Source organism: Flavonifractor sp. An112 (genome assembly GCF_904377885.1).
In the GTDB taxonomy this organism is placed as follows: Bacteria; Bacillota; Clostridia; order Oscillospirales; family Oscillospiraceae; genus Flavonifractor; species Flavonifractor avicola.
The window spans coordinates 47,169-71,244 of sequence record NZ_CAJFGT010000001.1 but is presented as its reverse complement, the minus strand read 5'-3'; the positions used below and the strand labels follow the sequence as shown (position 1 = coordinate 71,244).

General features: G+C 60.7%; 22 protein-coding genes. 10 read left to right on the top strand and 12 right to left on the bottom strand.

All coding sequences use genetic code 11. The features are described from left to right. Nucleotides 1-12: 12 nt before the first annotated feature. Genes IHN22_RS12875 through IHN22_RS00300 form a run of 3 tightly spaced genes read left to right on the top strand, consistent with a single transcriptional unit; the run spans nucleotide 13 to nucleotide 3,534 of the window. On the top strand, nucleotides 13-138 hold the full coding sequence (locus tag IHN22_RS12875) for a hypothetical protein (protein ID WP_365813408.1): 126 nt from the start codon (nucleotides 13-15) through the stop codon (nucleotides 136-138). Nucleotides 139-142: 4 nt separating this feature from the next. Then, nucleotides 143-1,141: a DUF58 domain-containing protein gene (locus IHN22_RS00305; protein WP_191432991.1), complete on the top strand. Its 999-nt coding sequence runs from the start codon at nucleotides 143-145 to the stop codon at nucleotides 1,139-1,141. After that, nucleotides 1,138-3,534 (top strand): transglutaminase-like domain-containing protein, encoded by a 2,397-nt coding sequence (locus IHN22_RS00300; RefSeq protein ID WP_191432990.1) that lies wholly within the window; start codon nucleotides 1,138-1,140, stop codon nucleotides 3,532-3,534. Before IHN22_RS00305 ends, IHN22_RS00300 begins: the two co-directional genes overlap by 4 nt. A gap of 62 nt (nucleotides 3,535-3,596) precedes the next feature. Here IHN22_RS00300 and IHN22_RS00295 read toward each other — a convergent pair whose 3' ends face one another. The 5 genes from IHN22_RS00295 to IHN22_RS00275 form a co-directional block, all read right to left on the bottom strand. After that, nucleotides 3,597-5,594: a hypothetical protein gene (locus IHN22_RS00295; RefSeq protein WP_191432989.1), complete on the bottom strand. Its 1,998-nt coding sequence runs from the start codon at nucleotides 5,592-5,594 to the stop codon at nucleotides 3,597-3,599. Between the two features lie 155 nt (nucleotides 5,595-5,749). Then, entirely contained in the window at nucleotides 5,750-7,660 is a 1,911-nt protein-coding gene (locus IHN22_RS00290) for an LTA synthase family protein (RefSeq protein ID WP_300985233.1), read from the bottom strand. Between the two features lie 121 nt (nucleotides 7,661-7,781). Then, complete coding sequence (locus IHN22_RS00285) at nucleotides 7,782-8,357, bottom strand: ATP-binding cassette domain-containing protein (protein ID WP_191432988.1); 576 nt, start codon at nucleotides 8,355-8,357, stop codon at nucleotides 7,782-7,784. Next, nucleotides 8,354-9,037, bottom strand: a complete 684-nt coding sequence (locus IHN22_RS00280; RefSeq protein ID WP_300985232.1) for an ABC transporter permease — start codon at nucleotides 9,035-9,037, stop codon at nucleotides 8,354-8,356. The genes IHN22_RS00285 and IHN22_RS00280 overlap by 4 nt, the downstream gene beginning before the upstream one ends. Nucleotides 9,038-9,122: 85 nt before the next feature. After that, nucleotides 9,123-10,166 carry an ABC transporter substrate-binding protein gene (locus tag IHN22_RS00275; protein ID WP_191432986.1) on the bottom strand — a complete coding sequence of 348 codons (1,044 nt, stop codon included), beginning with the start codon at nucleotides 10,164-10,166 and terminating at the stop codon, nucleotides 9,123-9,125. Nucleotides 10,167-10,333: 167 nt separating this feature from the next. On the opposite strand from IHN22_RS00275, the gene IHN22_RS00270 reads away from it, so the two are divergent. Further along, nucleotides 10,334-10,624: a hypothetical protein gene (locus IHN22_RS00270; RefSeq protein ID WP_087269802.1), complete on the top strand. Its 291-nt coding sequence runs from the start codon at nucleotides 10,334-10,336 to the stop codon at nucleotides 10,622-10,624. Between the two features lie 150 nt (nucleotides 10,625-10,774). Then, nucleotides 10,775-11,860, top strand: a complete 1,086-nt coding sequence (locus IHN22_RS00265; protein ID WP_191432985.1) for an LCP family protein — start codon at nucleotides 10,775-10,777, stop codon at nucleotides 11,858-11,860. Nucleotides 11,861-11,908: 48 nt separating this feature from the next. On the opposite strand, the gene IHN22_RS00260 is transcribed toward IHN22_RS00265, so the two are convergent. The 7 genes from IHN22_RS00260 to IHN22_RS00230 form a co-directional block, all read right to left on the bottom strand. After that, entirely contained in the window at nucleotides 11,909-12,100 is a 192-nt protein-coding gene (locus IHN22_RS00260; protein ID WP_087189476.1) for a hypothetical protein, read from the bottom strand. A gap of 25 nt (nucleotides 12,101-12,125) precedes the next feature. Beyond that, complete coding sequence (locus IHN22_RS00255) at nucleotides 12,126-12,878, bottom strand: peptidoglycan recognition protein family protein (protein WP_191432984.1); 753 nt, start codon at nucleotides 12,876-12,878, stop codon at nucleotides 12,126-12,128. A gap of 44 nt (nucleotides 12,879-12,922) precedes the next feature. Further along, nucleotides 12,923-13,270 (bottom strand): hypothetical protein, encoded by a 348-nt coding sequence (locus tag IHN22_RS00250; RefSeq protein ID WP_191432983.1) that lies wholly within the window; start codon nucleotides 13,268-13,270, stop codon nucleotides 12,923-12,925. A gap of 66 nt (nucleotides 13,271-13,336) precedes the next feature. After that, on the bottom strand, nucleotides 13,337-14,122 hold the full coding sequence (locus IHN22_RS00245) for an amino acid ABC transporter ATP-binding protein (RefSeq protein WP_191432982.1): 786 nt from the start codon (nucleotides 14,120-14,122) through the stop codon (nucleotides 13,337-13,339). A gap of 13 nt (nucleotides 14,123-14,135) precedes the next feature. After that, nucleotides 14,136-14,774 carry an amino acid ABC transporter permease gene (locus tag IHN22_RS00240; RefSeq protein ID WP_087189480.1) on the bottom strand — a complete coding sequence of 213 codons (639 nt, stop codon included), beginning with the start codon at nucleotides 14,772-14,774 and terminating at the stop codon, nucleotides 14,136-14,138. A 70-nt stretch (nucleotides 14,775-14,844) separates the two neighbouring features. Continuing rightward, nucleotides 14,845-15,696: a transporter substrate-binding domain-containing protein gene (locus tag IHN22_RS00235; RefSeq protein ID WP_087388748.1), complete on the bottom strand. Its 852-nt coding sequence runs from the start codon at nucleotides 15,694-15,696 to the stop codon at nucleotides 14,845-14,847. Between the two features lie 78 nt (nucleotides 15,697-15,774). Continuing rightward, on the bottom strand, nucleotides 15,775-16,362 hold the full coding sequence (locus tag IHN22_RS00230) for a molybdenum cofactor guanylyltransferase (protein ID WP_191432981.1): 588 nt from the start codon (nucleotides 16,360-16,362) through the stop codon (nucleotides 15,775-15,777). Between the two features lie 137 nt (nucleotides 16,363-16,499). Between IHN22_RS00230 and IHN22_RS00225 the strand changes: the two genes are divergently transcribed. The 5 genes from IHN22_RS00225 (at nucleotide 16,500) to glgA (ending at nucleotide 23,977) form a co-directional block, all read left to right on the top strand. Then, the gene (locus IHN22_RS00225) at nucleotides 16,500-17,651 is read left to right on the top strand and encodes a D-alanyl-D-alanine carboxypeptidase family protein (RefSeq protein ID WP_191432980.1); all 1,152 of its coding nucleotides are present in this window, start codon (nucleotides 16,500-16,502) and stop codon (nucleotides 17,649-17,651) included. Between the two features lie 253 nt (nucleotides 17,652-17,904). Beyond that, on the top strand, nucleotides 17,905-20,052 hold the full coding sequence (gene glgB / locus IHN22_RS00220; RefSeq protein ID WP_191432979.1) for a 1,4-alpha-glucan branching protein GlgB: 2,148 nt from the start codon (nucleotides 17,905-17,907) through the stop codon (nucleotides 20,050-20,052). Between the two features lie 60 nt (nucleotides 20,053-20,112). Continuing rightward, nucleotides 20,113-21,321: a glucose-1-phosphate adenylyltransferase gene (locus IHN22_RS00215; protein WP_087269779.1), complete on the top strand. Its 1,209-nt coding sequence runs from the start codon at nucleotides 20,113-20,115 to the stop codon at nucleotides 21,319-21,321. Beyond that, the gene (glgD, locus tag IHN22_RS00210) at nucleotides 21,318-22,433 is read left to right on the top strand and encodes a glucose-1-phosphate adenylyltransferase subunit GlgD (protein WP_087328600.1); all 1,116 of its coding nucleotides are present in this window, start codon (nucleotides 21,318-21,320) and stop codon (nucleotides 22,431-22,433) included. Before IHN22_RS00215 ends, glgD begins: the two co-directional genes overlap by 4 nt. A gap of 104 nt (nucleotides 22,434-22,537) precedes the next feature. Then, nucleotides 22,538-23,977, top strand: a complete 1,440-nt coding sequence (gene glgA, locus IHN22_RS00205; protein WP_191432978.1) for a glycogen synthase GlgA — start codon at nucleotides 22,538-22,540, stop codon at nucleotides 23,975-23,977. Nucleotides 23,978-24,076: the final 99 nt, after the last annotated feature.

The following is a 24,076-nucleotide window of genomic DNA, read 5'->3' as shown; positions in this document are numbered from 1 at the left end:
AATCCGGAGGACGTGTCCATGGTCTTCGCCGATGTGGTGACACACCGACTCATTCTCTCCCCCCGGGCAGAGGCCAACGGCAACTTCCAGCCGGCGGCGGAGATTCTCCGGCTGGTCCCGCCGCCCAAGATCGGGTAAGGCTATGGCAGGCCGTCGGGTTTTATACGCCGTTTTGGTGGGCGCGGCGGTGCTCTTTCAGATCTTTTTCCGCTTTTACCTGTCCACCTTTGTATTGGTACTCATTCTGGTGCTTCCCATTCTCTCCCTGCTGCTGGCTCTGCCCGGATGGATGGGGAGTATGGCATCGGTAGTGCCCCAAGCCCCCCTGATCACAGTAGGCGGCAGCGCCCGGTTTGGCGTGCTCCTGTACCATTCCTCCTTCCTGCCCCTCATCCGCCCCCGGATCAGGCTGCACTGGGCCAATCAGCTCACCGGAGAGTCGGGGGAAAGCAAGATCACGGTAACCGCCCGGAAGCCGGCGGAACTGACGGTGGCCGCCACCCACTGCGGCCGTCTGGTCTGCCAGGTAGAGAAAGCGGTCTGCTGCGACCTGCTGGGGCTCTTTCCTCTGCCGGTGCGAAAGGGCCCGGAGCGGGCTGTCCTCATTCTCCCCGCCCAGCTGGAGCTGGAAGGAAAGGAGGAGCTGGCCGCCGGTGAGAACGCCGGTACGGTACTCCGCCCCCGGCCCGGCGGCGGTCCCGGCGAGGACTACGACCTGCGGGAGTACCGGGTGGGGGACCCCCTGCGGTCCGTCCACTGGAAGCTGTCCTCCAAAAAGGACGAACTGGTGGTGCGGGAGACCCTGGAACCCCAACAGGCCGCCATTGTGGTGACCTATGACCACTTCGGTCCGTCCGAGGAACTGGACCGCACCTTTGCCCAGCTGTGGGCTCTCTCCCGCTGGCTGCTGCAGCAGGACCGGCCCCACCACATCCAGTGGGCTTCCCCGGTCACCGGCGTGGCGGAGGACCGGGCTGTGGACAGTCCCAACGCTCTGCTTGCCTGTCTGGAGCTGGTCTTCTCCACCCCCGCACCTCTGGAGGGCCGCTCCATTCTGGACGGCGCCCTCCGGCTGCCCGGCGGCGGTAAGGTACGCCATCTCCATGTAACGCCGGACGGCGTGGAAGGAGGGGGACGATGAAACAGCATTCCAAACGGCAGCCCCGGCCCCGGCCGGGCTGGCTGGAGCTGCTGACCGGCGGCTTCCTGCTCTTCCTGCTGTTGTCCAGCACCCTCTGGTCCTTCTCCTCTGCGGTGGGACAGTCTCTTGAGCTCACCCTTTTCCTTACAGGCTGTGTGCTTCTGTCAGTCTTGCTCACCGTTCTGTGCGCACTCCCTACCCGCTGGATGCTGGTGAGTATGGCTGCGGTACTCTGCATTGACGGTCTGGTGGTATGGCAGATGTTCACCGCCATGCGGCTGGGAGAGATCACCTTCCGCTGTTCTGTGGTGAATACGGTATGCACCAGTCTGGAGCTGGACGGTTTTATTGAGCCCATCCTCCAGCTGGCCCCCTCCGTCTGGATTAGAGCCGCAACCATTCTGGCCCTGGCCGTGGCTGCTGTTCTGGTGGTTCTGCTGGCCCTGGCGGTGATACGGTTCCCTTCTTTTTCCGCCACCTTCCTGCTCACCGCCCCCTTTGTGCTGGCTCCTCTGTGCATTTCTGTCACACCGGCCTGGCTGCCTCTGATGGTGCTCATTCTGGCCTGGTGCGTGATGGGCCTGGGGTCCCTGGCCCGGCGGTGGGACCGGGCAGGAGCCGCACGGCTCACCCTGGTCTCCTTTCCGGCGGTGGCCCTGCTGCTGCTCCTGCTCAACGCCGCCATGCCCCAATCCACCTATCAACGGCCTCAGTGGGCAGACGACGCTCTGGACTCCATCAACAACTGGGCAACTCATTTGAACATCACCCTCTTTGACGGCAAAGGGCCCTTCGGCTTTGGCAGCGGCGGCTCCTTTACCAATGCCGACGGCAAGGTGTCCCTGGACGACGCCGGACCTCTGGACTTCTCCGGCCGGACGGTGCTGGAGGTGGATACCGACCTGCGGGGCCGGATCTACCTGCGGGGCTTTTCCAGCGCGGTGTACGACAGCGATGGCTGGGGGCCTCTGAAGGAATCGGACTATCAGGACCTGGGTCCCTTCTATTATCCCATCGATGAGGTATCCGGCCAATTCCCCCTTTCCGACTTGGAAAACGCATTGGACGGCTATCAGCCCATGAACTTCCCCGCCCTGGCTGACCGAAACGCCTTTCCCAGCAAACAATACGCCAAGGTCACGGTTCATAATACGGGCGCCGATCCAGGCTATGTGTACGTTCCCTATCACATCCTGTCCCAGCCCAACGAGCTCAGCGGCACCAAGTTCATGTACGACTCCTATCTGGCCCGAGGGGAGGATGTGTGGACCCACACCCTGTACGTCCAGCCCGGCTGCTCCCCCGATTCCGGGGCGGCGCTGCCGGTGGAGGCCCGTCAGGCGGAGGAGCGCTATCAGGCCTTTGTCTACGACAATTATCTGACCATTCCCGACTCTCCCCAGCTGTGGGATGCCATGGTAGAGGCCACCGACCAGTTCTGGCCCCAGGTCATGGAGGCCTGCGACAGCAGGGAAATAACCAGTACCCCCGATTTCTCCTACGGCATTACCTCGGAGAACGGTATTCCTGACCTCACAAAATCGGATATCAACCTGATCCATCTTTGGACCATGGAGAGCGCCCAGGCCATCGCCGATTATCTGGCCTCCATCACTCAGTACGATCCCAACACCCCCGCCACCCCGGAGGGAGAGGATTTCGTCACCTATTTCCTCACTGAGAGTCACCGGGGCTACTGTATGCACTATGCCAGCGCCGCCACCCTCATGCTGCGGGCTATGGGTATCCCCGCCCGGTATGTCACCGGCTATGTGGCCGACGTACCCTCCTCCGGCCATGTGAATGTCCCAGATTCCGCCGCCCACGCCTGGGTGGAGGTCTATATTCCCGGCTACGGCTGGGAGCCGGTGGAGGTCACCCCCGCCTATGCCGGCAGCAATCCCGGCCAGAGCGGCACGGCCACCCCCACGCCTACCCCCACCGCAACACCTACCCCCACGCCCACCCAGACGGCCCAGCCATCCGCCCGGCCCTCCGCCGCTCCCGACGACGAGAAAGAGGATCAGCCGGAGGCCGCCCCCCTGGATCTGCGGTTCATCCTGATCCCTCTGGCGGTCGTGCTGCTGGTTCTGGCCTTCCCCATCCGGCGGGCCATCGGTCGAAGCCGGCGCGAGAAGCGGTTTAGCCAGGCCAACACCAACCAAGCCGTCATTGCCGCTTATCTCTATCTGAAAAAGCTGGAGAAGTGGGGCGGACAGACTTCTGAGGAAATCTTTGAACTGGCCAAAAAGGCCAGATTCAGTCCCCACACCCTGACGGAAGAGGAGCGGCAGGCCGCTGTACAGGCCGCCCATACCGTCTCCACTCAGGTGGACAAGGCCCTGCCCTGGTACAAGCAGTTCTGCTGCCGCTATATCCTGGGTCTGTGCTGACCTGATAACAGCAAAAGAGCCCGCCGCAGTATTCTGCGGCGGGCTCTCTGATTTAATGTAACTCAGAGCACCTCAAATTCCAGCCAGGTGTACTGCTTGCGCACCATCCGCAGCCGCACCCCATCCTGATAGATCTGGTCGGATTCGGCCAGCCCGTAAAGGGACTGGGCCAGGAAGGTCTGGAGGGTCTCCAGGTCGGAGGTAGGCAGGGCAGCAAAGAGCAGTCTGGACACAACCGTCACGAAGTCCACTGCGCTGTTCTCGCTGAAGCTGCCGCTGATGCCGAAGATGCACCGACCGGAGCAGGGCTGATGAAGGGACTTGGCATAGAAGGACAGGTGGAAACCAGTATTATCCTCCCTCCTCAAAATGTTGATCCGGTACTGCTTGTCCTCGTTGGGGTCGTCCACCCACTCCTTCTTTTCGCTTTTCCGGCCCTGGAGGGCATCGGTAAGGCCCTGGATGGACTGGGCCAGGTCGTGGGAGGTCTTGCTGTAGTTGACGATGGCCGCCTCGCCCTCCTCCTTGCCCGCCTTGTAACCCTGGGGCAGTATGGCCTGGATCTTGCGGAGGACCTCCATGGGCGAGCCCTTGAAGTGCCTGCCCTCCAGCAGCTCCAGCTGCTCGCCATGGACCATGGGCAGCCGGCCCCGGGAGCGGTTCAGCTCCTCGCCGATCTCGGTGGCCCGGCTGCGGAGGGGCTGGAGCTTCTGGCTGCACGCCTCCTCCATCTGGCTGATGCGGCTATTCACCTGTCCCAGCTCACCCTGGATCTGGTCGATCTGCTCCTGGATGGCCTTTTTCTCCTTGCCTTTGAACAAACCCAGCCCCTGCTTCTGCCGGCTGAGGTCATCGATGGCCTCCTGCTTGCGTTTGCGCTCCTCATAGACCGGATCGGCGGCCAGGTCGGCCTCCAGCTGATCGGCCTGGCGGGTGAGGGCCTCCCGCTCCTGCTCCAGGGCCGCCTTCTCCTGGGCGTGCTCGCTCCAGTACTGCTCCCGGGCGGCATCCTCCTCAACGCTGACGCGGGCCGCCTCGCACTGCCCCAGTACCGCTTCCATGTGGGCCTTCCGATGGGCGGGATCGTACCAGTCTACCCGCTTCTGCCAGGTATTGATGGTGTTGGTACGGGACTTCTTGGCCGCCTCAGTAAAGGTATAGTCCACCTGATAACTGCCGTCGGTATAGGCGTTGGGCACGAATTTATAGGAGCAGGAGTCCCGCACAGCGGTGGCGACTACCACATAGTTCTTGCTGATGGTAAAGCTCAGCTCATCGTCATAGGACAGGTCAAAAGCCTTTTCCAGCAGTTTGAGACACCGGTCGGAGCTCTGGGTGTAGCGGTCCCATTCGTACTTGCCACGGTTAAGATCCTCCGGACCAAACTCCTCGTCGGCATTGTTGCTGCCTCCCACGGCAGCCCCGTTGATGATGCGGCCCAACCGGGTGGAAAAGTCGTTGGTGTAGAACTCCTCCCCGGTCTGCTCCTTCAGCATTTGCAGCTGTTCCTTCACATTTTGGGCAGAATTGAGCACATCCAGCTTATTATCCTCGCTGCGGTAGTCCACAAAGTGATTGCCGTGCATCTGCACGATGGCCGCGCCGATCTGCTGAGCAGATACCATCAGCTCGATGCGCAGATTGCTGCGCTCCTCCTCAGGCACATAGGTCAGGGCCTTGATCCAGGCCACCACGCTCTCTCCGTACCGATTGTTCCGGCCGGTGGTCTGCCAGCCGGCGGCGGTACCCTTGATGGACCAGGCCTGCCAGTTCTGGGGGTCTATTTCAATGATCTTGTTGGCGTAATTTTCGGCCTCTTCGTTGTTGCTCCCTTCCAGGGCGCTTTTGGCCATGCCCAGATAGTTGTCGATCTGGCTCTGGTTGACCCCCGGTACCGGTGCTGCCGGCGTGGAGACAGGCCCTCCGGTGCCTCCATCCTCCATCATCATTTTCCGCGCCTCTTCCACGGAATATTTGCACCCGCAGCCCTGGCAGACAAAGACGCCGTCCTGCTTTAACAAGTCGTTGCTGCCGCACATTTCACAAACCAGTTTTTTCATAATATCCCTCCATTTGATGGATCTCCCGTGAAATCGCCGTTTTCTCTACTGTATTCAATTTATTCCAAAATTTCAATATGCCGCCTGCATACCCTTTGCTGTTTTTTTGATACAACAACACGCCCCCGGAGGAAGCACCTCCGGGGGCGTGTTGCTTATTCCGTCAGGCTGAAGAAATGCTCCAGCCGGTTGGATTTATCAAAGATATTGTTGTACAGCAGTACCTTGTAGGCCTCAATGGCATCATCCAGCTGGTCGGGCAGCGCTTCGTTCTCCCCGTACCAGTTTCCTTCCGCATCCCGCACCCCCACGGTATTGATGACCGGGGCGGCCTCCCACAGCTGGGACAAAAACTTCTGGTAGCCGGTCATGGGCAGGTTGGCGGTGTCCATCAGCAGGGCGGACAGGTAGTTGAGGGAGAGCTCCACCCCCTGCTCCTCCGGGATGTCGTAGTTGGCCCACAACAGGAAGGGTACCATCTGCTTTTTCTGGGCCAGAGCGGTGTCCGGGTTCTCCCCCAGCACGTCGGTGTAGAAATTGGTGGCCACCTGGGGCTGATGGTCTCCGAAGAGGAGAATCATGGTGGGCTCCTCTACCTGGGAGAAATAGTTGATCAGGTATTCAAAGGCCTGATCGCTCTGGTAGATAAGGGACAGATACTGGTTCACCGTCTGGAACCTGCCCTCTAGGCTGCCGGTGAGCCATACCTCCCGGGGCAGGTTATCCCAGGACATCTGGTAGCCGCTGTGGTTCTGCATGGTGACATTGAAGAGGAACAGGGGCTCCCCCGCCTCCTTCTCCTCGTACAGCCGAATCAGATTTTCATAGTCACACTGATCGGTGACATATCCGGATTTCTCGTCTCCCCGCATATAGGTACGGTTCTGGAAGTCGCTTTCGAAATACACCTCATCAAAACCGTAATCGCTGTACACCGCAGGCCGGTTCCAACCGGAGGACCGGTAGGGGTGGGCGGCGATGGCGGTATAACCCAAGGCCTTCATCTGGCCCACCAGGGTGGGGTCCCCGTCGGAGACATACATCTGATAGGGCACCGTACCGGCGGGCAGGTATGCGGTGGTGTTGCCGGTGAGGAACTCATACTCCGAGTTGGCGGTGGTGCCGCCGAACACGGAAGAGTAGGCATAGCCCTTGATGGTGTTCTCTGTCAGGGAGCGAATAAAGGGCATGGCGTCCTGGTTGGTCTCCACTCCCGGCAGCACAGACAGGTCGGAAAAGGACTCGTTCATAATGACGATGACGTTCACCGGCCGCACCGTGCCGTCCGGGTCCACCACCGTCACCGATAGATCGTCGCTGGCGTTTTCCGTCCCCAGATCGTTCAGGGTCTGCTGGGAGTAAGTATCCGGCTTCTCCACCTTCATGTACTTCATACACACGGCAAAGTTGAGGAAGAGACCGTTGCCACGGGTGGTCCACATGGAGGGCTCGATCCCCAGCTTCTCCACCATGCTGGTGCCGAAAAACACCGACAGGAACACCACAGCCGCCCCCGCCGAGGCCCCGAACACCTTCCAGGAGAACTTTTTTCGGGGCTCGTTGGGCAATACCTTCATGGCCAGGATCACCGCGATCATCATGATCAGGGTCACCCACTGCCGCTGGGACAGGGAATAGTCATAGTTGCCCGCCACGTTGGCGGCGGTACCCAAGCTGAGGAAGTCTCCGGGGAACAGGGTACGCCCCCGGAAGGCAATGAGGTAGTGGTTGGCGCAGCCGAAGCCCCAGGCGATGCCCAAGCCCAGCTTTACCGCACCGCTGCGCCGGCCCCGGAGGAAGTAGAAGAACAGCTCTCCAAAGTAGTACCACACCAGATTCAGCAGGATCTGGGCGGGGGTAAAATCCTTCCAGGGATCGTTATAATTCAGATACTCCACCATGGTGAAGGAGATCAGGGGCACCACGATCAGCAAAACCATGGTGGTCCACCAGTACTGCCGGGGACTCATGGCCAGCTTGGGCCACTTCAGCCGGAACCGCCGCTTTGGAGGCGTCTGGGGCTCCGGTACCTCCTGCACCTCAGGCGTTTCAGTGATGTTGCTCATATCATTACGCTGCCTTTACCGAAAATTCATGGTTCCCATTTTATCACAAAAGAGCGAAAGCGCAACGCGCTTTCGCTCTTTTTTAGAAAACCTTAGAAAAGCTGAAAAGAATCCAAAAAGATCACATCTGCCTGAGGGGCGGCCCGTCCAGGCCGATCACCCGGTCGCACAGGGCCACCGTCTCCCGCTCATGACTGGACAGCACCACCGGCAGGCCAAGCCCCCGCACCCGCTCCAAGATACGGGCTGCCCTGGGTGCATCCACCCCGGCAAAGGGCTCGTCCAGAAGGATGAGTCCCCCGCCGCAGGCCAGAGCCCGGGCCAGGGCCAACCGCCTCCCCATACCGCCGGACAGGGCGGCAGGGTAGTGCTTCTCCTCCCCCTCCAGCTCCGCCAATGCCAGCCAGCGGGAGGCCTCCCCCCGGCGCTCCCGGGGCAGCACGTCGGCAATGTGCTGCTCCACCGTCCGCCAGGGCAGCAGCCGGTTCTCCTGAAAGAGGATCACCGGATTTGGTGGGGTAGCCACAGTCCCCTCCTCCACCGGCTGGAGCCCTGCCAGTACCCGCAGCAGGGTGGTCTTGCCGCAGCCGGAGGGGCCGGAGAGAGCGGTGATCCCCGTCTCCGGCAGGTCCAGGGAAAAACGGTCCAACACCGTCTTTTCCCCAAAACGAACGGTAATATCTTTGACGGATATCACGTTTTATCCCCTCCCAGCCGCCGGAACAGGATGCCCAGGGCGTATTCCAGCACAAAACTCAACACGATGACCACCGCTGTCCAGGCAAACAGGTCGGGGGTCTCCAGGGTAATCTTGGCCCGGTAAAGCTGGGTGCCGATGGCCAGCTTGGGCTGACAGAGCACCTCGGCCGCCACTCCCGCTTTCCAGGCCAGGCCCAGGCCGGTGGCGCAGCCGCTGACAAAGTAGGGTCGCACCGAGGGCAGGTACACCAGCCGAAGGGTCTTGCCACGGCCAAAACGGTAGGCCCGGGCGGCCTCCAGCAGCAGGGGGTCGGTCTGGACCACTCCACGGCTCACATTGCCCCACAGCACCGGCAGCACCATCAGGCCGGACACGATGGCGGGCACCCAGCCGGAAGAGGGGGCCCACAGCAGCACCAGCACAATGAAGGAGGCCACCGGGATGGCCCGGATCACCTTTACCGCCGGGGTAAGCACCCAGTCCGCCGCCCGGAGGGCTGAGGTGGCCGCCGCCACCAGAGCCCCCACCACCGCGCCGACAGCAAAGCCCCCGAAGATACGGCCCAGGGTCACCGCCGCCGACTGCCAGAAGGCCCCCTGTCCCGCCAGGGCCCACAGCCGCTGGGCCACCAGCAGGGGATAGGGCAGCAGCAAAGCGCCGTGGCCATTGGTCCTCATGTCCACCAAAAAGGCCGCAAGCTGCCAAACCCCCAGCCAGAAGGCCATGGGTATGACAGCTCGCAGTAATTTGCTCCGTTTTACATTACGGGATGTAGTAGAAGGCGTCATCGGGGATGGAACCTCCGATCGAAGTGGGGTCGGCGGCGAAGAGCACCTCATAGTAGCTGGAGATAGACTTCAGGTCCTCACCGGCCACAAAAATCATATTGGCCTGGGGGATGGCCGCAGTGGCAATGGCAGCCTTGGGCACGATGCCGTACTGCTCGATGAGCTGGCCGCCCTCCTCCGGGTTGTCCTTGATGTAGTTGATGGAGGCCTCATACTCCTGCAGGAAGGCTTCCACCGCCTCGGGGTGCTCCTGGGCAAATTCGGTGCGCACCACCACGCAGCCCATGGTGAAGGTGCCGGAGGCTCCGGACTCAGTCCAGGCGTCGCTCAGGTCGATGGCATCCCGCACGTCGCTGTTCTGCATCAGCACGGTGGTGGCAGCAGGCACAGGGAGCATACACAGGTCGATCTCGCCGGAGGCCATCAGGGTGGTGACCTCCTCGCTGGTTTTCCACTGGATGTCCACATCGGTGTCCGGGTCCAGGCCGTTCTGGGTCAGCAGGTAGTCCAGCACATACTCGGTGTTGGTGCCCTGGTTGATGGCGTAAATGGTCTTGCCGGACAGGTCGGCCAGAGAGTTAACGGTATTGCCGTTCTCCAGGATGTGGAGCACACCCAGAGTGTTCAGGGCCAGCAGCTGCACATTGCCAGTCTTATTATACAGGTTGGCGGCCACGTTGGTGGGCAGAGCGGCCATGTCCAGCTCCCCGCTGTTCAGCTTGGGCACGATATCGGTGGAGGGATCGGAACCCATGGTCACATTGTAGTGGTTGACAGTCTCGCCGGCATCGTTGTCAGCGAGCAGCTTGGCGGCGCCCATGCCAGTGGGGCCGTTGAGCAGGCCCAGGTTGATCTCAGTTCCCTCCAGAGCAGGGGTTTCAGACTGTGCGGGAGTGGTCTCCGCCACGGGGGTGGTCTCAGCGGGAGGGGTGCTCTCCGCCGGAGCAGGATTGGAAGCGCAGGCGGTAAGGCCCAGCGCCAGGGCCACGGTCAGGCCCAGTGCAAGCAGTTTCTTCATGGTACCTCGTTCCTTTCTGGGCCGCATGAGCGTTTGCTCTTCATACGGTCCAGTTCAGTGTACCATGTCCCTTCAAAATGTCAACGGGCAAATTCCCCAATTCTGCCTGGGACGGACCGGGAAGTGCTCACCGGCATAGGATAAGGGGTGAAAAGGAGGTGTTTTCTATGAACCAACCCACCTGTCAGAGAGCCCGGGACCAGGAGGCGCGGCAGCGGGCCGCCGCAATTTTGGCCCAGAGCCAGCCCATGGAGCCTGCCATGAAGCGGTATGCCCATCCCATCCCCTGCTGGAGCGCCCCTGTCTGGTCCCCACCCTCCGTCGGAGGAGAGGGCATGGACCGGGTACTGGAGGAGCTGGCCCGGCAGAATCAGCTGCTGATGGATCTGCTGGGGGCGGTCAATTCCCTCACTGCCGCCACTCTCAGCATCCGCAGCCGGTTTGTGGGAGAAGCGTAAGGTTTCCTGTCAAAAAGAGCCGAAAACGCGGAAACTTTTCCTTGTCTTATACCGTCTAATTCGATATAACGCGGTCATTCTAAGGATAAAAGCAATACATAATGTAATATATTACCAAAGAAGGGCGTGGTGGCCATGGCCAGGCGGCTGATGAAAAAGAAGAAAGAGAAGATCCCTCTGTCCCCCGGACAGAAGGCAGCCAAAGTCCTGTTTATCATTCTGGCGGTGGTGGCGGCGCTGGTATTGGCCTTCATCGTTACCTTCAAGCTGCTGGCCCAGCCGCCCAAGATCCAGGAGGAGACCCCTCCGCCGGCAGAGAGCGGAGAGGTCTCCCTCCAGTCCCCCGGCCAGGAAGAGAGTGCCCAGCCCACTCGCCAGCGGAAGGAGTACACCTATACTTTCCTGCTGTGCGCCAGCGACCAGGCCAGCGGCAACGTAGACACTATGATCGTGGCCACCTACGACACGGTAAACCAGACCATTGCCATGGTCTCCATCCCCCGGGACACCCTGATCGAGGGCGTCTCCAGCAAGGGAAAGCACTTCTATAAGCTGTGCAGTATGTACCCCTACAACGGTATGGACGCCCTGAAGGAAGAGGTCCAAAATATCGTGGGCTTCCCCATCGACTTCTATGTGAAGGTGAACACCCAGGGCTTTGTGAAGCTGGTGGATGCGGTAGGCGGTGTCAACTTCAATGTGCCGGTGCATATGTCCTACGACGATCCCGACCAGAATCTGCACATCCACTTTGAGCCCGGAATGCAGTATCTCACTGGCTCCGACGCTCTGAAGGTGGTGCGCTGCCGGAAAAATTCCGACGGCAAGGGTGTCTATCCCCACAACATCTACGACGCATATCCCGACGCCGACATCGGCCGCACCAAGACCCAGCGGGAACTGATCATGGCTGTCCTGAAGAAGGCCATCTCCCAGCCTCTGAATCTGCCCACCTACTATGACATCTTTATGGAGAACGTGGATACCGACCTGAGCGTCACCGACCTGGCCTTCTTCGCCGACAAGGGCCTGTCCTTCGACTTCGACAACGTGACCACTACCTCCCTGCCGGGAGACGGCACGGTTGAATACAAGGGCATAGACTGGTGCTACGAGCTCTACCCCGGAAAGGTACTGGAGATCGTCAACACCTCCGGGCTCAACCCCTACACCACCGATATCACCGCCGATATGCTGCACATCACCCAGAGCGGCACCGTCACGCAGCCCGACTGATCGCGCAAAAAAGGACGCCTTCCGGCGTCCTTTTTTGCGTTGCAAGTCTTACACAAATTCGTAATCCACGAACTTGTCCTCGCCCTGCTTGTTGTCCTTGGTCTCTCCCACAAAGGTGCCCATCACATGGCAGTCGGGGCAGAAGCCGAACTCAGGCTCAGAGGCAAACTCCAGCTCATAGCGGTACTTCTTGCCGCACTGCGGGCACTCATAAAAGAAATAGTAGGTTCCCCAAGTCATTTTTACTTCCTCCTCTTTTTTCCTGTTACTTCCCCAGCAGACCCAGACGCTCCAGAATCAAAGCGGCCTGCTCCCGGGTCAGGGGAGCGCCGGGGGCGGTGCCGTCAAACACGCCGGCCTCCTTGGCCTTGTTCCAGGCCTCCTTGGCCCACTCGCTCACCGTCCGGGCGGAAATCTCCCCCTCATGGGCGGTGAAGGCGGCGTCAAACTGCTCCTGCGTCATCTCCGGTTCACCCCCCTTCAGCCGCACTTTCACGTCGGCGCGGAGGGTATCCATGCTCTTGCCGTGCTTGGGGAACCATTGTCCCACATCGCTGTGGTTGGAGGCCAGCCCCAGCTTACAGCCTTCCGCATGGTCGATGATGCCCTGCTCCGGGTCCAGGCCATATTTTTCACACAGATAAGCGCATAGCTCCACTGCCGTGTCGTATACCTGCTGAAAATAGGCCTTGTTTTTTATCGGGTCGTATCCGATCATGGCGCCGCCTTTGTAGGTGTGCCCGGCAGGCTCCAGGATCTCAAAACTAATATGGGTGTTATTGGCCGCGCCGCCGGCGTGCCATCCCCGCCAGTTCCAGGGCAGGGTCTCGGTGACGCCTCCCCGGTGGACGATGGCATGGACACAGGCGTTCACCCCCGGTTTGTCCCAGGCCTTGAGAAAGACGTTGACGTCCGGCTGGGCCACGCCGGTGGAGTGGACCATGATCCCCTTGGGTTTGATGGTGCGTCCTGCCTTGTAGCAGTCGCTGTTGGTGAGAATATGCTCTGTGATGTGCATTGGCAACCCCTCCGGGTCATCCTATGCACTTCACAGATTTGCGGTTATTCTTCCTTGCTTTGGGCCTCCAGCTCCGCCCGGCGGGCGTCTCTGGCCTGGAGGGTCTCCTTCATGCTTCTGGGAGGCCGGGCATTGATGGTCTCCTGCCAGACCAACACCCAGGACCGCAGCTCCTCCACCCCCTCCTCCGTCATGGGGAAGGACTTTGTCTCCTCCACAGTGCTGTCCTGGAGCCGCCAGGGCCCCTCCCACACCTGGGCAGTCAGGGAGGGGGGATTCTCCTCGTCCCCCTTCACCGGATCCACCCGGTAGCGCATCCGGCCGCCGCTGGCGGTCCAGAAATTCTCGTTTTCAAAGTGGGAAAGCACCGGCAAAAAAATGGCTTCCTCCATGGCGTCAACTCCTTGCAGTGTAAAAGCGTGGTATCCAGATTATGATACCACGCTTTTTGACCCTTTTCAATTCTCGGAATAGCGGGACAAAAACTGACGGGTCCGCTCTTCCCGGGGACTCTCGATGACCTGACGGGCGGGGCCCTGCTCCACGATGATGCCGCCGTCCATGAAGATCACCTGGTCGGCCACATCCCGGGCAAAGGCCATCTCATGGGTGACAATGATCATGGTGGTCTTTTGCTCAGCCAGGGAGCGGATCACCTTGAGCACCTCGCCGGTAAGCTCCGGGTCCAGGGCGGAGGTGGGCTCGTCAAAGCACAGGATGTCGGGCTGGAGGGCCAGAGCGCGGGCGATGGCCACCCGCTGCTGCTGGCCGCCGGAGAGCTGATGGGGATAGTGGCCCGCCCGGTCGGCCAAGCCCATCCGCTCCAGCAGGGCCTGGCCCTGGGTGCGGATCTCTTCCAGGATGGTCTTCTTGTTCTGCTTGAAGTCGGGCCGCTCCTTGGCCAGCAGTTCCCCGGCCAGAGTCACGTTCTCCAGGGCGGTGTACTGGGGGAACAGGTTGAAGGACTGAAACACCAGTCCGAAGTGGAGCCGCTTTTTGCGCACCTCTGCCTCCCGCTGGGTGGCGGGATCGTCGGCGTCAAAGAGGGTCTCCCCGTTGACCAGGATCTTGCCCTGGTTCGGCGTCTCCAGAAAGTTCAGGCAGCGCAGCAGGGTGGTCTTTCCGGAACCGGAGGAGCCGATGATGGCCAGAGCCTGTCCCTGCTCCAGGGAAAAGCTGATGTCCTCCAGCACCCGGGTGGCCCCGAAATGCTTCTCAATGTGCTGTACGTCCAAAACAGGCATGGTCCGGGCCTCCTTACTTGAAATAGTTCAGCTTCTTCTCAAACCAGCTGAACAGCAGGGTGAGAATACCGTTGGCCACCAGATAGAACACGGCGGTGTAGAACAGGGGCCAGATCATACCTTTCTTGATGTAGGACTCACCCATCCAGATGATTTCATACACCGAGATGACCCGCACCAGAGCGGTATCCTTCACCAGGGTGATGAACTCGTTGCCCATGGGAGGCACGATGCGCTTGATGACCTGAAGGAGGGTCACCTTGAAGAAGATCTGGCTGCGGGTCATGCCCAGCACCAGGCCGGCCTCCTGCTGGCCCGCCGGTACACCCTGGATACCGCCCCGGTAGATCTCGGAGAAGTAGCAGGCGTAGTTGATGACGAAGGTCACCACCGCCGCGGTGAACCGGGGCAGCAGGGGCAGGTCGAACATCAGGCCCGGGCCGTAGAACACAACCATGATCTGAAGCATCAGGGGAGTGCCCCGGACGATCCACACCACAGTTTTGACTACCCAGCGCAGGGGGGCGCACCGGCTCATGGAACCGAAGGAGATCACCAGACCCAGGGGCAGGGCAAACAGGAGGGTCAGGAGGAAGAGCTCCAGGGTGACCACAAACCCCTCCAGCAGGGTGAGCGTAACAGACATCAGCATAGCATTTCCCTCTTTTGACCGGGGAAGGGCAGAGAGCGCCCGGCTCTCTGCCCAATTCCCTTAGGCTATGTTATTTTTCGATGACGGACTCCTGGACGCCGTAGGTGGTGGCCGTCTCCATGACGGTACCGGCGTCATAGGCCTCTTTCCAGAAGGTGTTGAAGGCCTCGGTCAGATCGGAGCCCTTCCGGAAGGCCACGCCGTACTCCTCGTCGTTGAGCTGCACGGTGTAGGTCAGATCGGGGTAGCTGGTGCCCTCACCGATCATGGCGCCCGCCATCAGCAGGTCGATGACGCACGCGTCGGAGGCGCCGGAGGCCACCTCCATCAGGGCATCGGCCTGGGTGGTCTTGGCCACATAGGTCAGGCCCAGTTCATCCAGCTGAGCCGCGCCCTGAGAACCGTTCTCCACGGCGAAGTTCAGGCCGCTGAGGCTCTCCACCGTCTGGTAATCCTCCGCCTTGTCAGCGGGAACCACCACCACCTGACCGTTGCGGCAGTAAGGCTCGGACACGGAGGCACCGGCCTTCACCTCGTCATTGATGGTCATGCCGTTCCAGATGACATCAATGCCCTTGGTATCCAGCTCCATCAGCTTGTTGTCCCAGTTGATCTCGATGAACTCCACTTCCACGCCCAGGCTCTCAGCAAAGGCCTTGGCCATGTCGGCGTCGAAGCCGATCCACTCGCCGTTTTCGTCCTTATAGTCCATGGGCTTAAAGTCAGTCATGCCAACAACGAGGGTGCCCTTCTCCTTCACATAGGCCATATCGCTCTCGGCGGCGGGGGTCTCAGAATTGCCGGCAGGGCTCTCACTGTTATTGGAAGGGGTATTGGCGGTACCGCCGGTGCCGCCACCGCAGGCGGCCAGGGTAAAGGTCAGTCCCAGCGCAAGGGCCAGAGCAGTCAGTCTCCGTTTCATGTACATTCCTCCAAACCATGTATGTCGTGGTTGCTTTCGTATGTTACCACACTAAAGCGTCGTTGTAAAGAGGAATTTTCATTTTTCTTTTTCCGATTCCACCGCGCGGCGGAACTCCGCTCCGGTGTTTACATTCCACAGGGCCCGCTCCAGGTCAAACTCCGGCAGTTCTTCCTCCTCCAGCCAGCGGCAGTCCACCCGGTCCAGCAGGGCCTTGACCGCCCGGCGGCCCTCATCCAGGCAGGCGGTCAGGGGCTCCAGACAGCTGCGGCGGTACAGGGCAAACAGGGGTTCGGCCTCCCCGCCCCGCCGCCGGATCACACAGGCGTCCCCATTCCCCACGCCGGCCAACACACGTTCTGCCAGCCCGGAGCAGGCAAAGGGCAGATCCACCGCGGCCAGGAACACCGCCTCCGCTTCGGTGCGGAGAAAGGCGGCCTCCAGTCCTGCCAGGGGACCCTGGCCCGGCCTCAGATCGGGCAGTTCCCGGCAGCCGGGATAGCGCCCCGGCCGGTCCACCGACACATAGATCCCATCGAACAGCGGGGAGAGTTCCTTCGTCATCCGGTCCAGAAAACTTTGCCCCGCCAGGGACAGGCCCGCCTTGTCACGGCCCATCCGCCGGCTCTGCCCGCCAGACAGGATCACTCCAATGGTGCGCTCCATCCTCCCGCCTCCCTGTGTTTTTCAATGATTTTGCCATTGTACCAGAAAAAATTACCCCCGTCAAAAGCCGTATAGAAGCCCTTTTTCCTCCATATCCTCTCCCACAGAGCATTTCAGCATTGGAGGCGTCACACACCATGAAAAAACTGGCCGCGGCCCTGCTGGCCGCCACCCTACTGGCTCTGCCCGTCCAGGCCGCCGAGGCCGATCCATCCGCCGCTGGTGCGCCCACCGTGGACGCGGCAGGGGCTGTATTGATGGAAAAGGAGACAGGCACCGTTCTGTACGAGCAAAATGCCCACGACAAACTGGAACCCGCCAGCGTCACCAAAGTCATGACCCTGCTGCTGGTGATGGAGGCCATCGACAGCGGCAGCCTGTCCAAAGACGATCTGGTCACCGTTTCCGCCTACGCCGCCTCCATGGGCGGCTCCCAGGTTTATTTAAAGGAAGGCGAGCAGATGACAGTGAATGATCTGCTCAAGGCCGTGGCGGTGGCCTCTGGCAACGACGCCTCGGTGGCCCTGGCCGAACATCTCTGCGGCAGCGAGGAGGCCTTTGTGGCCAAAATGAACGAGCGGGCCGCCCAGCTGGGCATGACAGACACCTGCTTTGTCAACTGCACCGGTCTGCCTGCGGCGGGCCATCTCACCTCCGCCTATGACATCGCCCTGATGAGCCGGGAGCTCATCCTTAACCACCCCTCCATCCGGGACTACACCACCATCTGGATGGACTCCCTCCGGGACGGCCAGTTCCAGCTGGCCAACACCAACAAACTGATCCGATTCTATGAGGGAGCCACCGGCCTGAAAACCGGCTCCACCGACGCCGCCGGCTACTGCCTGTCCGCCACGGCGGAGCGGGACGGCATGGAGCTCATTGCCGTTATCCTGAAATCCTCCACCAAGGACACCCGGACGGCAGCCGCCCAGACCCTGCTTAACTATGGCTTTGCCAACTACACCCTGATGGATGTGTATCCTTCCCAGGCCCTACCACCGGTGGATGTACTGCTGGGTGAGCAGGAGACCGTCCAGCCCGTGCTCTCCCAGCCCACCCGAATTCTGGTCAATCGTTCCATGGTCAACCAGGTAGAGACTCAGCTGGAGCTATGTCAGGATGTGGAAGCCCCGGTGGAGTCGGGACAGACTTTAGGCAGAATGACGGTGACCGCCGGTGATCAGGTCCTGGCCCAGATCACCATTGTGGCCGATCAGGCTGTGGCCCGTCTCTCCGCCCCCGGTATCTTCCTGCGCCTGATGCGCACCCTGCTCATGGCCGGCTGACGCCGGAAACCGAGGCCCGCCGCAGTAAAACTGCGGCGGGCCCTGCGCGTTCTTTACAAAAGATATTGCATATATTACTGGAAATTTTACACCCCAATTGGTAATCCGCGTCTTGACTATCTTGCCATATGGTTGTATACTTTATACAAATAAAATCCGCGTATTTTGGATTTTATTTATTACCAATGACAAGAACCCCCAGTTTACGTCATTCCAGCTATTCTGGGGGGCTGCCAACAAGGAGAGGATACCTATGGCTTCCACCAAACCGAGTACGATCCTCCATGATTTTTCACAGGGCCACGCTGTACGGGCCCAGGAGTTTATGGGCGCTCACCCTGCTGTGCAGGACGGGCAGGATGGCTGGGTCTTCCGGGTTTGGGCTCCCCACGCCCAATTGGTCGCTGTAATGGGCGATTTCAACGGCTGGAACGACTCCGACCACCCCATGCAGCTGCTCTCCGACGGCGTTTGGGAGGTCTTTATCCCCGGTCTGAAGCAGTTTGACAGCTACAAGTACGCGGTCCATACCGCCTCCGGCCGGGTCCTGGCCAAGGCCGACCCCTACGCCTTCCACGCCGAGACCCGTCCCGGCAACGCCTCCAAGCTCTATGACCTGTCCGGTTACGGCTGGGGAGACGGCAGCTGGATGGATTACCGGAAGAACAATCCGATTTACCAGAAGCCACTGAATATTTATGAAGTTCATTTGGGTTCCTGGCGGCGTACCGGCGAGGACGAGATGCTCTCCTACCGGGACATCGGCAAGTATCTGGTGCCCTATGTGAAGGAGATGGGATTCACCCATGTGGAGCTGCTTCCCATCACCGAGCATCCTCTGGACGCCTCCTGGGGCTACCAGTGCACCGGCTACTTTGCCGCCACCAGCCGGTACGGCACCCCCCACGACTTTATGTGGCTGGTGGACCAACTCCATCAGGCCGGCATCGGCGTGATCCTTGACTGGGTACCCGCCCATTTCCCCAAGGACGCCTTCGGTCTGTATGAGTTTGACGGTGAACCCTGCTATGAGTACGCCGATACCCGCAAGGGCGAGCACGCCGACTGGGGCACCCGTGTCTTCGACTACGCCCGCCACGAGGTCCGCTCCTTCCTGTTCTCCTCCGCCCTCTTCTGGCTGGAGCAGTTCCACATCGACGGCCTGCGGGTGGATGCGGTAGCTTCCATGCTCTACTTGGACTACGGCCGCCAGGGCGGCGAGTGGGTACCCAACGTGTTCGGCGGCCACGAGAACCTGGAGGCAGTGGACTTCATTCAGGAACTCAACGGCCATGTGTTCCAGGAACACCCCGACGTGATGATGATCGCCGAGGAATCCACCGCCTGGCCCCGGGTATCCCACCCGGTGGGCGAGGGCGGCCTGGAGGGTGGCCTGGGCTTCAACCTGAAGTGGAACATGGGCTGGATGAACGACATCCTTCACTACATCAAGCTGGACCCCTATTTCCGGCAGTTCAACCACAAGGACATCACCTTCTCCCTGATGTACGCCTTCTCGGAGAACTTCGTACTCCCTCTGTCCCACGACGAGGTGGTACACATGAAGGGTTCCCTCATCAACAAGATGCCGGGCACCAACGAGGAGAAGTTTGCCGGCGTCCGGGCCTTCTACACCTATATGCTCACCCATCCCGGCAAAAAGCTGCTGATGATGGGCAGCGAGTTCGGCCAGTGGAACGAGTGGCATTATGAGCACTCCCTGGACTGGCACCTGCTGGAGCCGGACCAGGAGTGGGCAAAGCCTCACCGCCAGTTGCAGTACTACTTCAAGCAGGCCAACGCCTTCTACCTGGCCCACCCCGAGCTGTGGGAGCTGGACTTCTCCTGGGAGGGCTTTGAGTGGATCGAGGCCAACGACAACCAGGCCAACACCGTGGCCTTCCTGCGAAAGGACGCCAAGGGAGACGCCCTGGTCATCGTGTGCAACTTCTCTCCGGTGGACCGCACCGGCTACACCGTAGGCGTGCCTGTCCCCGGCGTGTACTCCGTTGTGTTCAACTCCGACGATCTCGACTTCGGCGGTAAGGGGGGCGGCGACCACGAACCGGTCCGCAGCCGCTATGTAGAGAGCCAGGGTCGGGAGCAGTCCATTACCATTTCCCTGCCACCCATGAGTGCGGTGATCTATAAGTGTACCCGTAAGTTCCCCGTCCGCAAGAAGAAGGCGGATAAGGAGGAAGCCCCCAAGCCCGCCGTGCGCAAGAAGGCCGCCGCTCCCGCCGTGAAGGCCCCCGCCGCCAAGCCCGCGGTCCGCAAAAAGGCTGCCGCTCCCGCGGTAAAGGAGGCGGCCCCCAAGCCTGCCGTGCGCAAGAAGGCCGCCGCTCCCGCCGTTAAGGCGGAGGCCGCCAAACCCGTGGTCCGCAAAAAGAAGGAAAAGTGACCCCTCTCCGGAGAGCCGGAGTTTATCAGTTAGTTCCAGTTCAAACTCTGAGGTGATAGAATGAAAAAGGAATGTGTTGCCATGTTGCTGGCCGGCGGGCAAGGCAGTCGCCTGCACGCCCTCACCAGCCACGTGGCCAAGCCCGCAGTCCCCTTCGGCGGTAAGTACCGCATCATCGACTTCCCCCTGTCCAACTGCATCAACTCCGGCATTGATACCGTGGGTGTGCTGACCCAGTACCGCCCCATGGAACTCAACGCCTACATCGGCAACGGCGAGCCCTGGGATCTGGACCGCTCCTACGGCGGCGTCCACATCCTGCCCCCCTATATGCGCGAGGGTGAGAAGGGCACCTGGTACAAGGGTACCGCCAACGCCATCTACCAGAACATCAACTTCCTGGATACTTACAATCCGGATTATGTGCTCATTCTGTCTGGCGACCACGTCTACAAGATGGATTATGCCGATATGCTCCGCCGCCACAAGGAGGCCAAGGCCGCCTGCACCATCTCCGTGCTGGAGGTCCCCATGGCGGAGGCTCCCCGCTTCGGCATCATGAACGTCAACGAGAACGACGACATCTATGAGTTCGAGGAGAAGCCCAAGAAGCCCAAGAGCAACCTGGCCTCCATGGGCATCTATATCTTCACCTGGAAGAAGCTGCGGGAGTACCTCATCGCCGACGAGGAGGACGAGAAGAGCGCCAACGACTTCGGCAAGAACATCATCCCTGCCATGCTCAATGCCGGCGAGAAGATGACCGCCTATCGCTTCAAGGGCTACTGGAAGGATGTGGGCACCATCGACTCCCTGTGGGATGCCAACATGGATATGCTCTCTCCCGACAACGGCATCGATCTGTACGACAACGAGTGGCCCATCTTTGCCCGCACCCCCACCAAGCCCCCTCACTTCATGGGCAAAAACGCCAAGGTGGACCATTCCATGGTCACCGGCGGCTGCGAGGTGTACGGCACTGTGGAGAACTCCGTCCTGTTCCACTCCGTCATCGTGGAGGAGGGCGCTGTGGTGCGCTATTCCATCCTGATGCCCGGTACCGTGGTCAAGGCGGGCGCCGTGGTGGAGTATTCCATCATCGCGGAGAACAGCGTCATCGGCGAGCGGGCCCGGGTGGGCTCCTCCCCCGACGGCACTGAGGACTGGGGCGTGGCTGTGGTGGCCCAGAACCTGACTGTGGGCCCCGACGCTGTGGTCTCTCCCAAGGCCATGATTACTCGTAACGTGAAAGGAGGTGGGGTGAAATGATGAACAAACTGCACGGCATCATCTTCTCCTACCTTTCCAACCCCGACCTGCGGGAGCTGACCCAGAACCGCAACACCTGCTCTATCCCCTACGGCGGCCGGTACCGGGTCATTGACTTCATGCTCTCCAACATGGTCAACGCCGGTATCTCCGACGTTGGCATGATCGTGGATGCCAACTATCAGTCCCTGCTGGACCACGTGGGCTCCGGCAAAGACTGGGACCTGTCCCGCAAGCACGGCGGCCTGCGCATCCTGCCCCCCTTCAGCTACTCCGGCAGACGGGAAGGGATGTACCGGGGCCGCATGGACGCCCTGGCGGGCATCCGCTCCTACCTCCAGAACATCCGTCAGGATCACGTGGTGCTGGCCGGCGGCGACCTGGCGGTGAGCCTCCCCCTGAGGGATATCTTTGAGGCCCACATCCGCAACGACGCCGACATCACCGCCGTGTGCACCGGCCATCCCAAGGGCGACCCCAAGGGCTGCGACTACTTCACCATCGGTGCCGGCGGACGGATCACCGACGTGTCGGTCCATCCTCCCATCGCTCAGGGCTGTGAGTCCCTGGAGGTTTACATTCTCTCCAAGGAGCTGCTGCTCTCCCTGGTGGACCATTGCGCCGCCCACAACATCCACTCCTTCAGCATTGGTGTGCTCCAGTCCATGGTGGGCCAGCTGAAGATCGTCCCCTATGTATTCGACGGTTATGCCGCCCGGCTGCAGTCGGTGGCGGGCTACTTCGCCCGCAGCATGGAGCTGCTGGATCCCGCCGTCCGGGAGCAACTCTTCGTGCCCGACCGTCCCGTCCGCACCAAGGACCGCTCCGATCCCTCCACCTACTACGGACCCGACTCCCGCTCCTACAACTCTCTGGTGGCCGACGGCTGCATCATTGAGGGCGAGGTGGAGAACTCCATCCTCTTCCGGGGCGTCCGGGTGGAAAAGGGTGCCAAGGTCTCCGGCTGTGTGCTGATGCAGGGCACCACCATCCAGGCCGGTGCCGTGCTGAAATATGCCATCACCGACAAGAACGTCCGGGTCAACCCGGGCCGGATGCTGATGGGCCACAGCACCTACCCCCTGTCCATCGCCAAAAACGAGATCGTCTGACCTGTATGCGGGGAGGCGGCGGCAAAACGCCGCCGCCTCCCTTTCCTGCGGCGTCTCCCGGGAGGCGTCCCGCATCCCGGCAAATTTATGGTTGGAGGTAATGTATGAATATCCTGTTTGCCACCTCTGAGTGCGCTCCTTTCATCAAAACCGGCGGACTGGCCGACGTGGCCGGCGCTCTCCCCAAGGCCCTGGCCAAGGACGAGAACAACGACGTCCGGGTGATCCTGCCTCTGTATGAGGGGATCGGCGAAGAATGGCGCAGCCAGATGACCTTTTTGAAATGCTTCCATATCACTGTGGCCTGGCGCACCCCCTACTGCGGTATCTTTGAGCTGAAGCGGGACGGCGTCACCTACTGGTTCGTGGACAACGAATATTACTTCAAGCGCGCCTCCATCTACGGCCACTATGACGACGGCGAGCGCTTCGCCTACTTCTCCCGGGCCGTTGTGGAGTCCATGGGCTGGCTCGACTGGCACCCCGACGTGCTCCACTGCAACGACTGGCAGACCGCCCTGGTGCCCATCTACCTGCTGGAGGAGCGTCACCGCATTCCTCAGCTGTATGACACCAAGAGCGTGTTCACTATCCACAACATCGAGTACCAGGGCCGCTATGGCAGCCAGACCCTGAAGGACCTGTTTGGCCTGAATGCCGGCTACTTCAATGAGCATATGCTGGCCTATCACGGCGACGTGAACCTGATGAAGGGCGCCATCTATGCCGCTGACTATGTCACCACCGTGTCCCCCACCTACGCCGATGAGCTGCAGTACAGCTTCTACGCCCACGGCCTGGAGGGTGTCATTGCCGACAACCGCCACAAGCTGCGGGGCATCCTCAACGGCATCGACACCGAGGTATACGATCCCTGGCACGACAAGGGCCTGACCAAACCCTTCTCCGTCAAGCAGATGGGCGGCAAGAAAAACTGCAAGGCCGCTCTCCAACAGATGTCCGGCCTGCGGGAAAATCCCGACACCCCCATTATCGCCTGCGTCTCCCGCCTGGTGAAGCATAAGGGCTTCGACCTGGTCACCGCCGCCATCCACGATATTATGGGCATGGACGTGCAGATGATCGTACTGGGCACCGGCGACTGGAACTTTGAGGAGGCCTTCCGTCAGGCTCAGAACCAGTATCCCGGCCGCTTCGCCGCCCACATCATGTACTCCCCCAATCTGTCCACCGCCATCTACGGCGGCGCCGATCTCTTCCTCATGCCCTCCATCTCCGAACCCTGCGGCCTGAGCCAGATGATCGCCATGCGCTACGGCACCATCCCCGTAGTGCGGGAAACCGGCGGTCTGCGGGACTCCGTGATTCCTTACAATAAATTTACCGGCGAGGGCACCGGCTTCTCCTTTGCCAACATCAACGCTCACGAGATGACCGGTGTGCTGGCCGACGCGGTAAACCTCTATCACAACGACCAGAGTGCCTGGAAGGGCCTCCAGAAGAACGCCATGTCCGCCGATTTCTCCTGGACTCGCTCCGCCGCTGCCTACCAGGAGATCTACGGCTGGGTCACCGGGAAGTAATGGGAAGGTTTTCCTTCTCTTGACAAATGGAATCCTGTTGTGATAAAATTCCGCTCCGCAGGGGGATTTTCCCTGCGGAGCGCCTATTTTGTTGCCATC

Bases quoted from the DNA above. Each gene is read 5' to 3' on its own strand.
- IHN22_RS00255 (WP_191432984.1), bottom strand. From the start codon at position 12,878: ATGCACATCACAGAGCATATTCTCACCAACAGCGACTGCTACAAGGCA.
- IHN22_RS00235 (WP_087388748.1), bottom strand. From the start codon at position 15,696: ATGAAACGGAGACTGACTGCTCTGGCCCTTGCGCTGGGACTGACCTTT.
- IHN22_RS00260 (WP_087189476.1), bottom strand. From the start codon at position 12,100: ATGACTTGGGGAACCTACTATTTCTTTTATGAGTGCCCGCAGTGCGGC.
- IHN22_RS00225 (WP_191432980.1), top strand. From the start codon at position 16,500: ATGAAAAAACTGGCCGCGGCCCTGCTGGCCGCCACCCTACTGGCTCTG.
- IHN22_RS00240 (WP_087189480.1), bottom strand. From the start codon at position 14,774: ATGCTGATGTCTGTTACGCTCACCCTGCTGGAGGGGTTTGTGGTCACC.
- glgD (WP_087328600.1), top strand. From the start codon at position 21,318: ATGATGAACAAACTGCACGGCATCATCTTCTCCTACCTTTCCAACCCC.
- IHN22_RS00265 (WP_191432985.1), top strand. From the start codon at position 10,775: ATGAAAAAGAAGAAAGAGAAGATCCCTCTGTCCCCCGGACAGAAGGCA.
- IHN22_RS00300 (WP_191432990.1), top strand. From the start codon at position 1,138: ATGAAACAGCATTCCAAACGGCAGCCCCGGCCCCGGCCGGGCTGGCTG.
- IHN22_RS00250 (WP_191432983.1), bottom strand. From the start codon at position 13,270: ATGGAGGAAGCCATTTTTTTGCCGGTGCTTTCCCACTTTGAAAACGAG.
- IHN22_RS00280 (WP_300985232.1), bottom strand. From the start codon at position 9,037: ATGAGGACCAATGGCCACGGCGCTTTGCTGCTGCCCTATCCCCTGCTG.
- IHN22_RS00230 (WP_191432981.1), bottom strand. From the start codon at position 16,362: ATGGAGCGCACCATTGGAGTGATCCTGTCTGGCGGGCAGAGCCGGCGG.
- IHN22_RS00215 (WP_087269779.1), top strand. From the start codon at position 20,113: ATGAAAAAGGAATGTGTTGCCATGTTGCTGGCCGGCGGGCAAGGCAGT.
- IHN22_RS00290 (WP_300985233.1), bottom strand. From the start codon at position 7,660: ATGAGCAACATCACTGAAACGCCTGAGGTGCAGGAGGTACCGGAGCCC.
- IHN22_RS00295 (WP_191432989.1), bottom strand. From the start codon at position 5,594: ATGAAAAAACTGGTTTGTGAAATGTGCGGCAGCAACGACTTGTTAAAG.
- IHN22_RS00305 (WP_191432991.1), top strand. From the start codon at position 143: ATGGCAGGCCGTCGGGTTTTATACGCCGTTTTGGTGGGCGCGGCGGTG.
- glgA (WP_191432978.1), top strand. From the start codon at position 22,538: ATGAATATCCTGTTTGCCACCTCTGAGTGCGCTCCTTTCATCAAAACC.
- IHN22_RS00270 (WP_087269802.1), top strand. From the start codon at position 10,334: ATGAACCAACCCACCTGTCAGAGAGCCCGGGACCAGGAGGCGCGGCAG.
- glgB (WP_191432979.1), top strand. From the start codon at position 17,905: ATGGCTTCCACCAAACCGAGTACGATCCTCCATGATTTTTCACAGGGC.
- IHN22_RS00245 (WP_191432982.1), bottom strand. From the start codon at position 14,122: ATGCCTGTTTTGGACGTACAGCACATTGAGAAGCATTTCGGGGCCACC.
- IHN22_RS00275 (WP_191432986.1), bottom strand. From the start codon at position 10,166: ATGAAGAAACTGCTTGCACTGGGCCTGACCGTGGCCCTGGCGCTGGGC.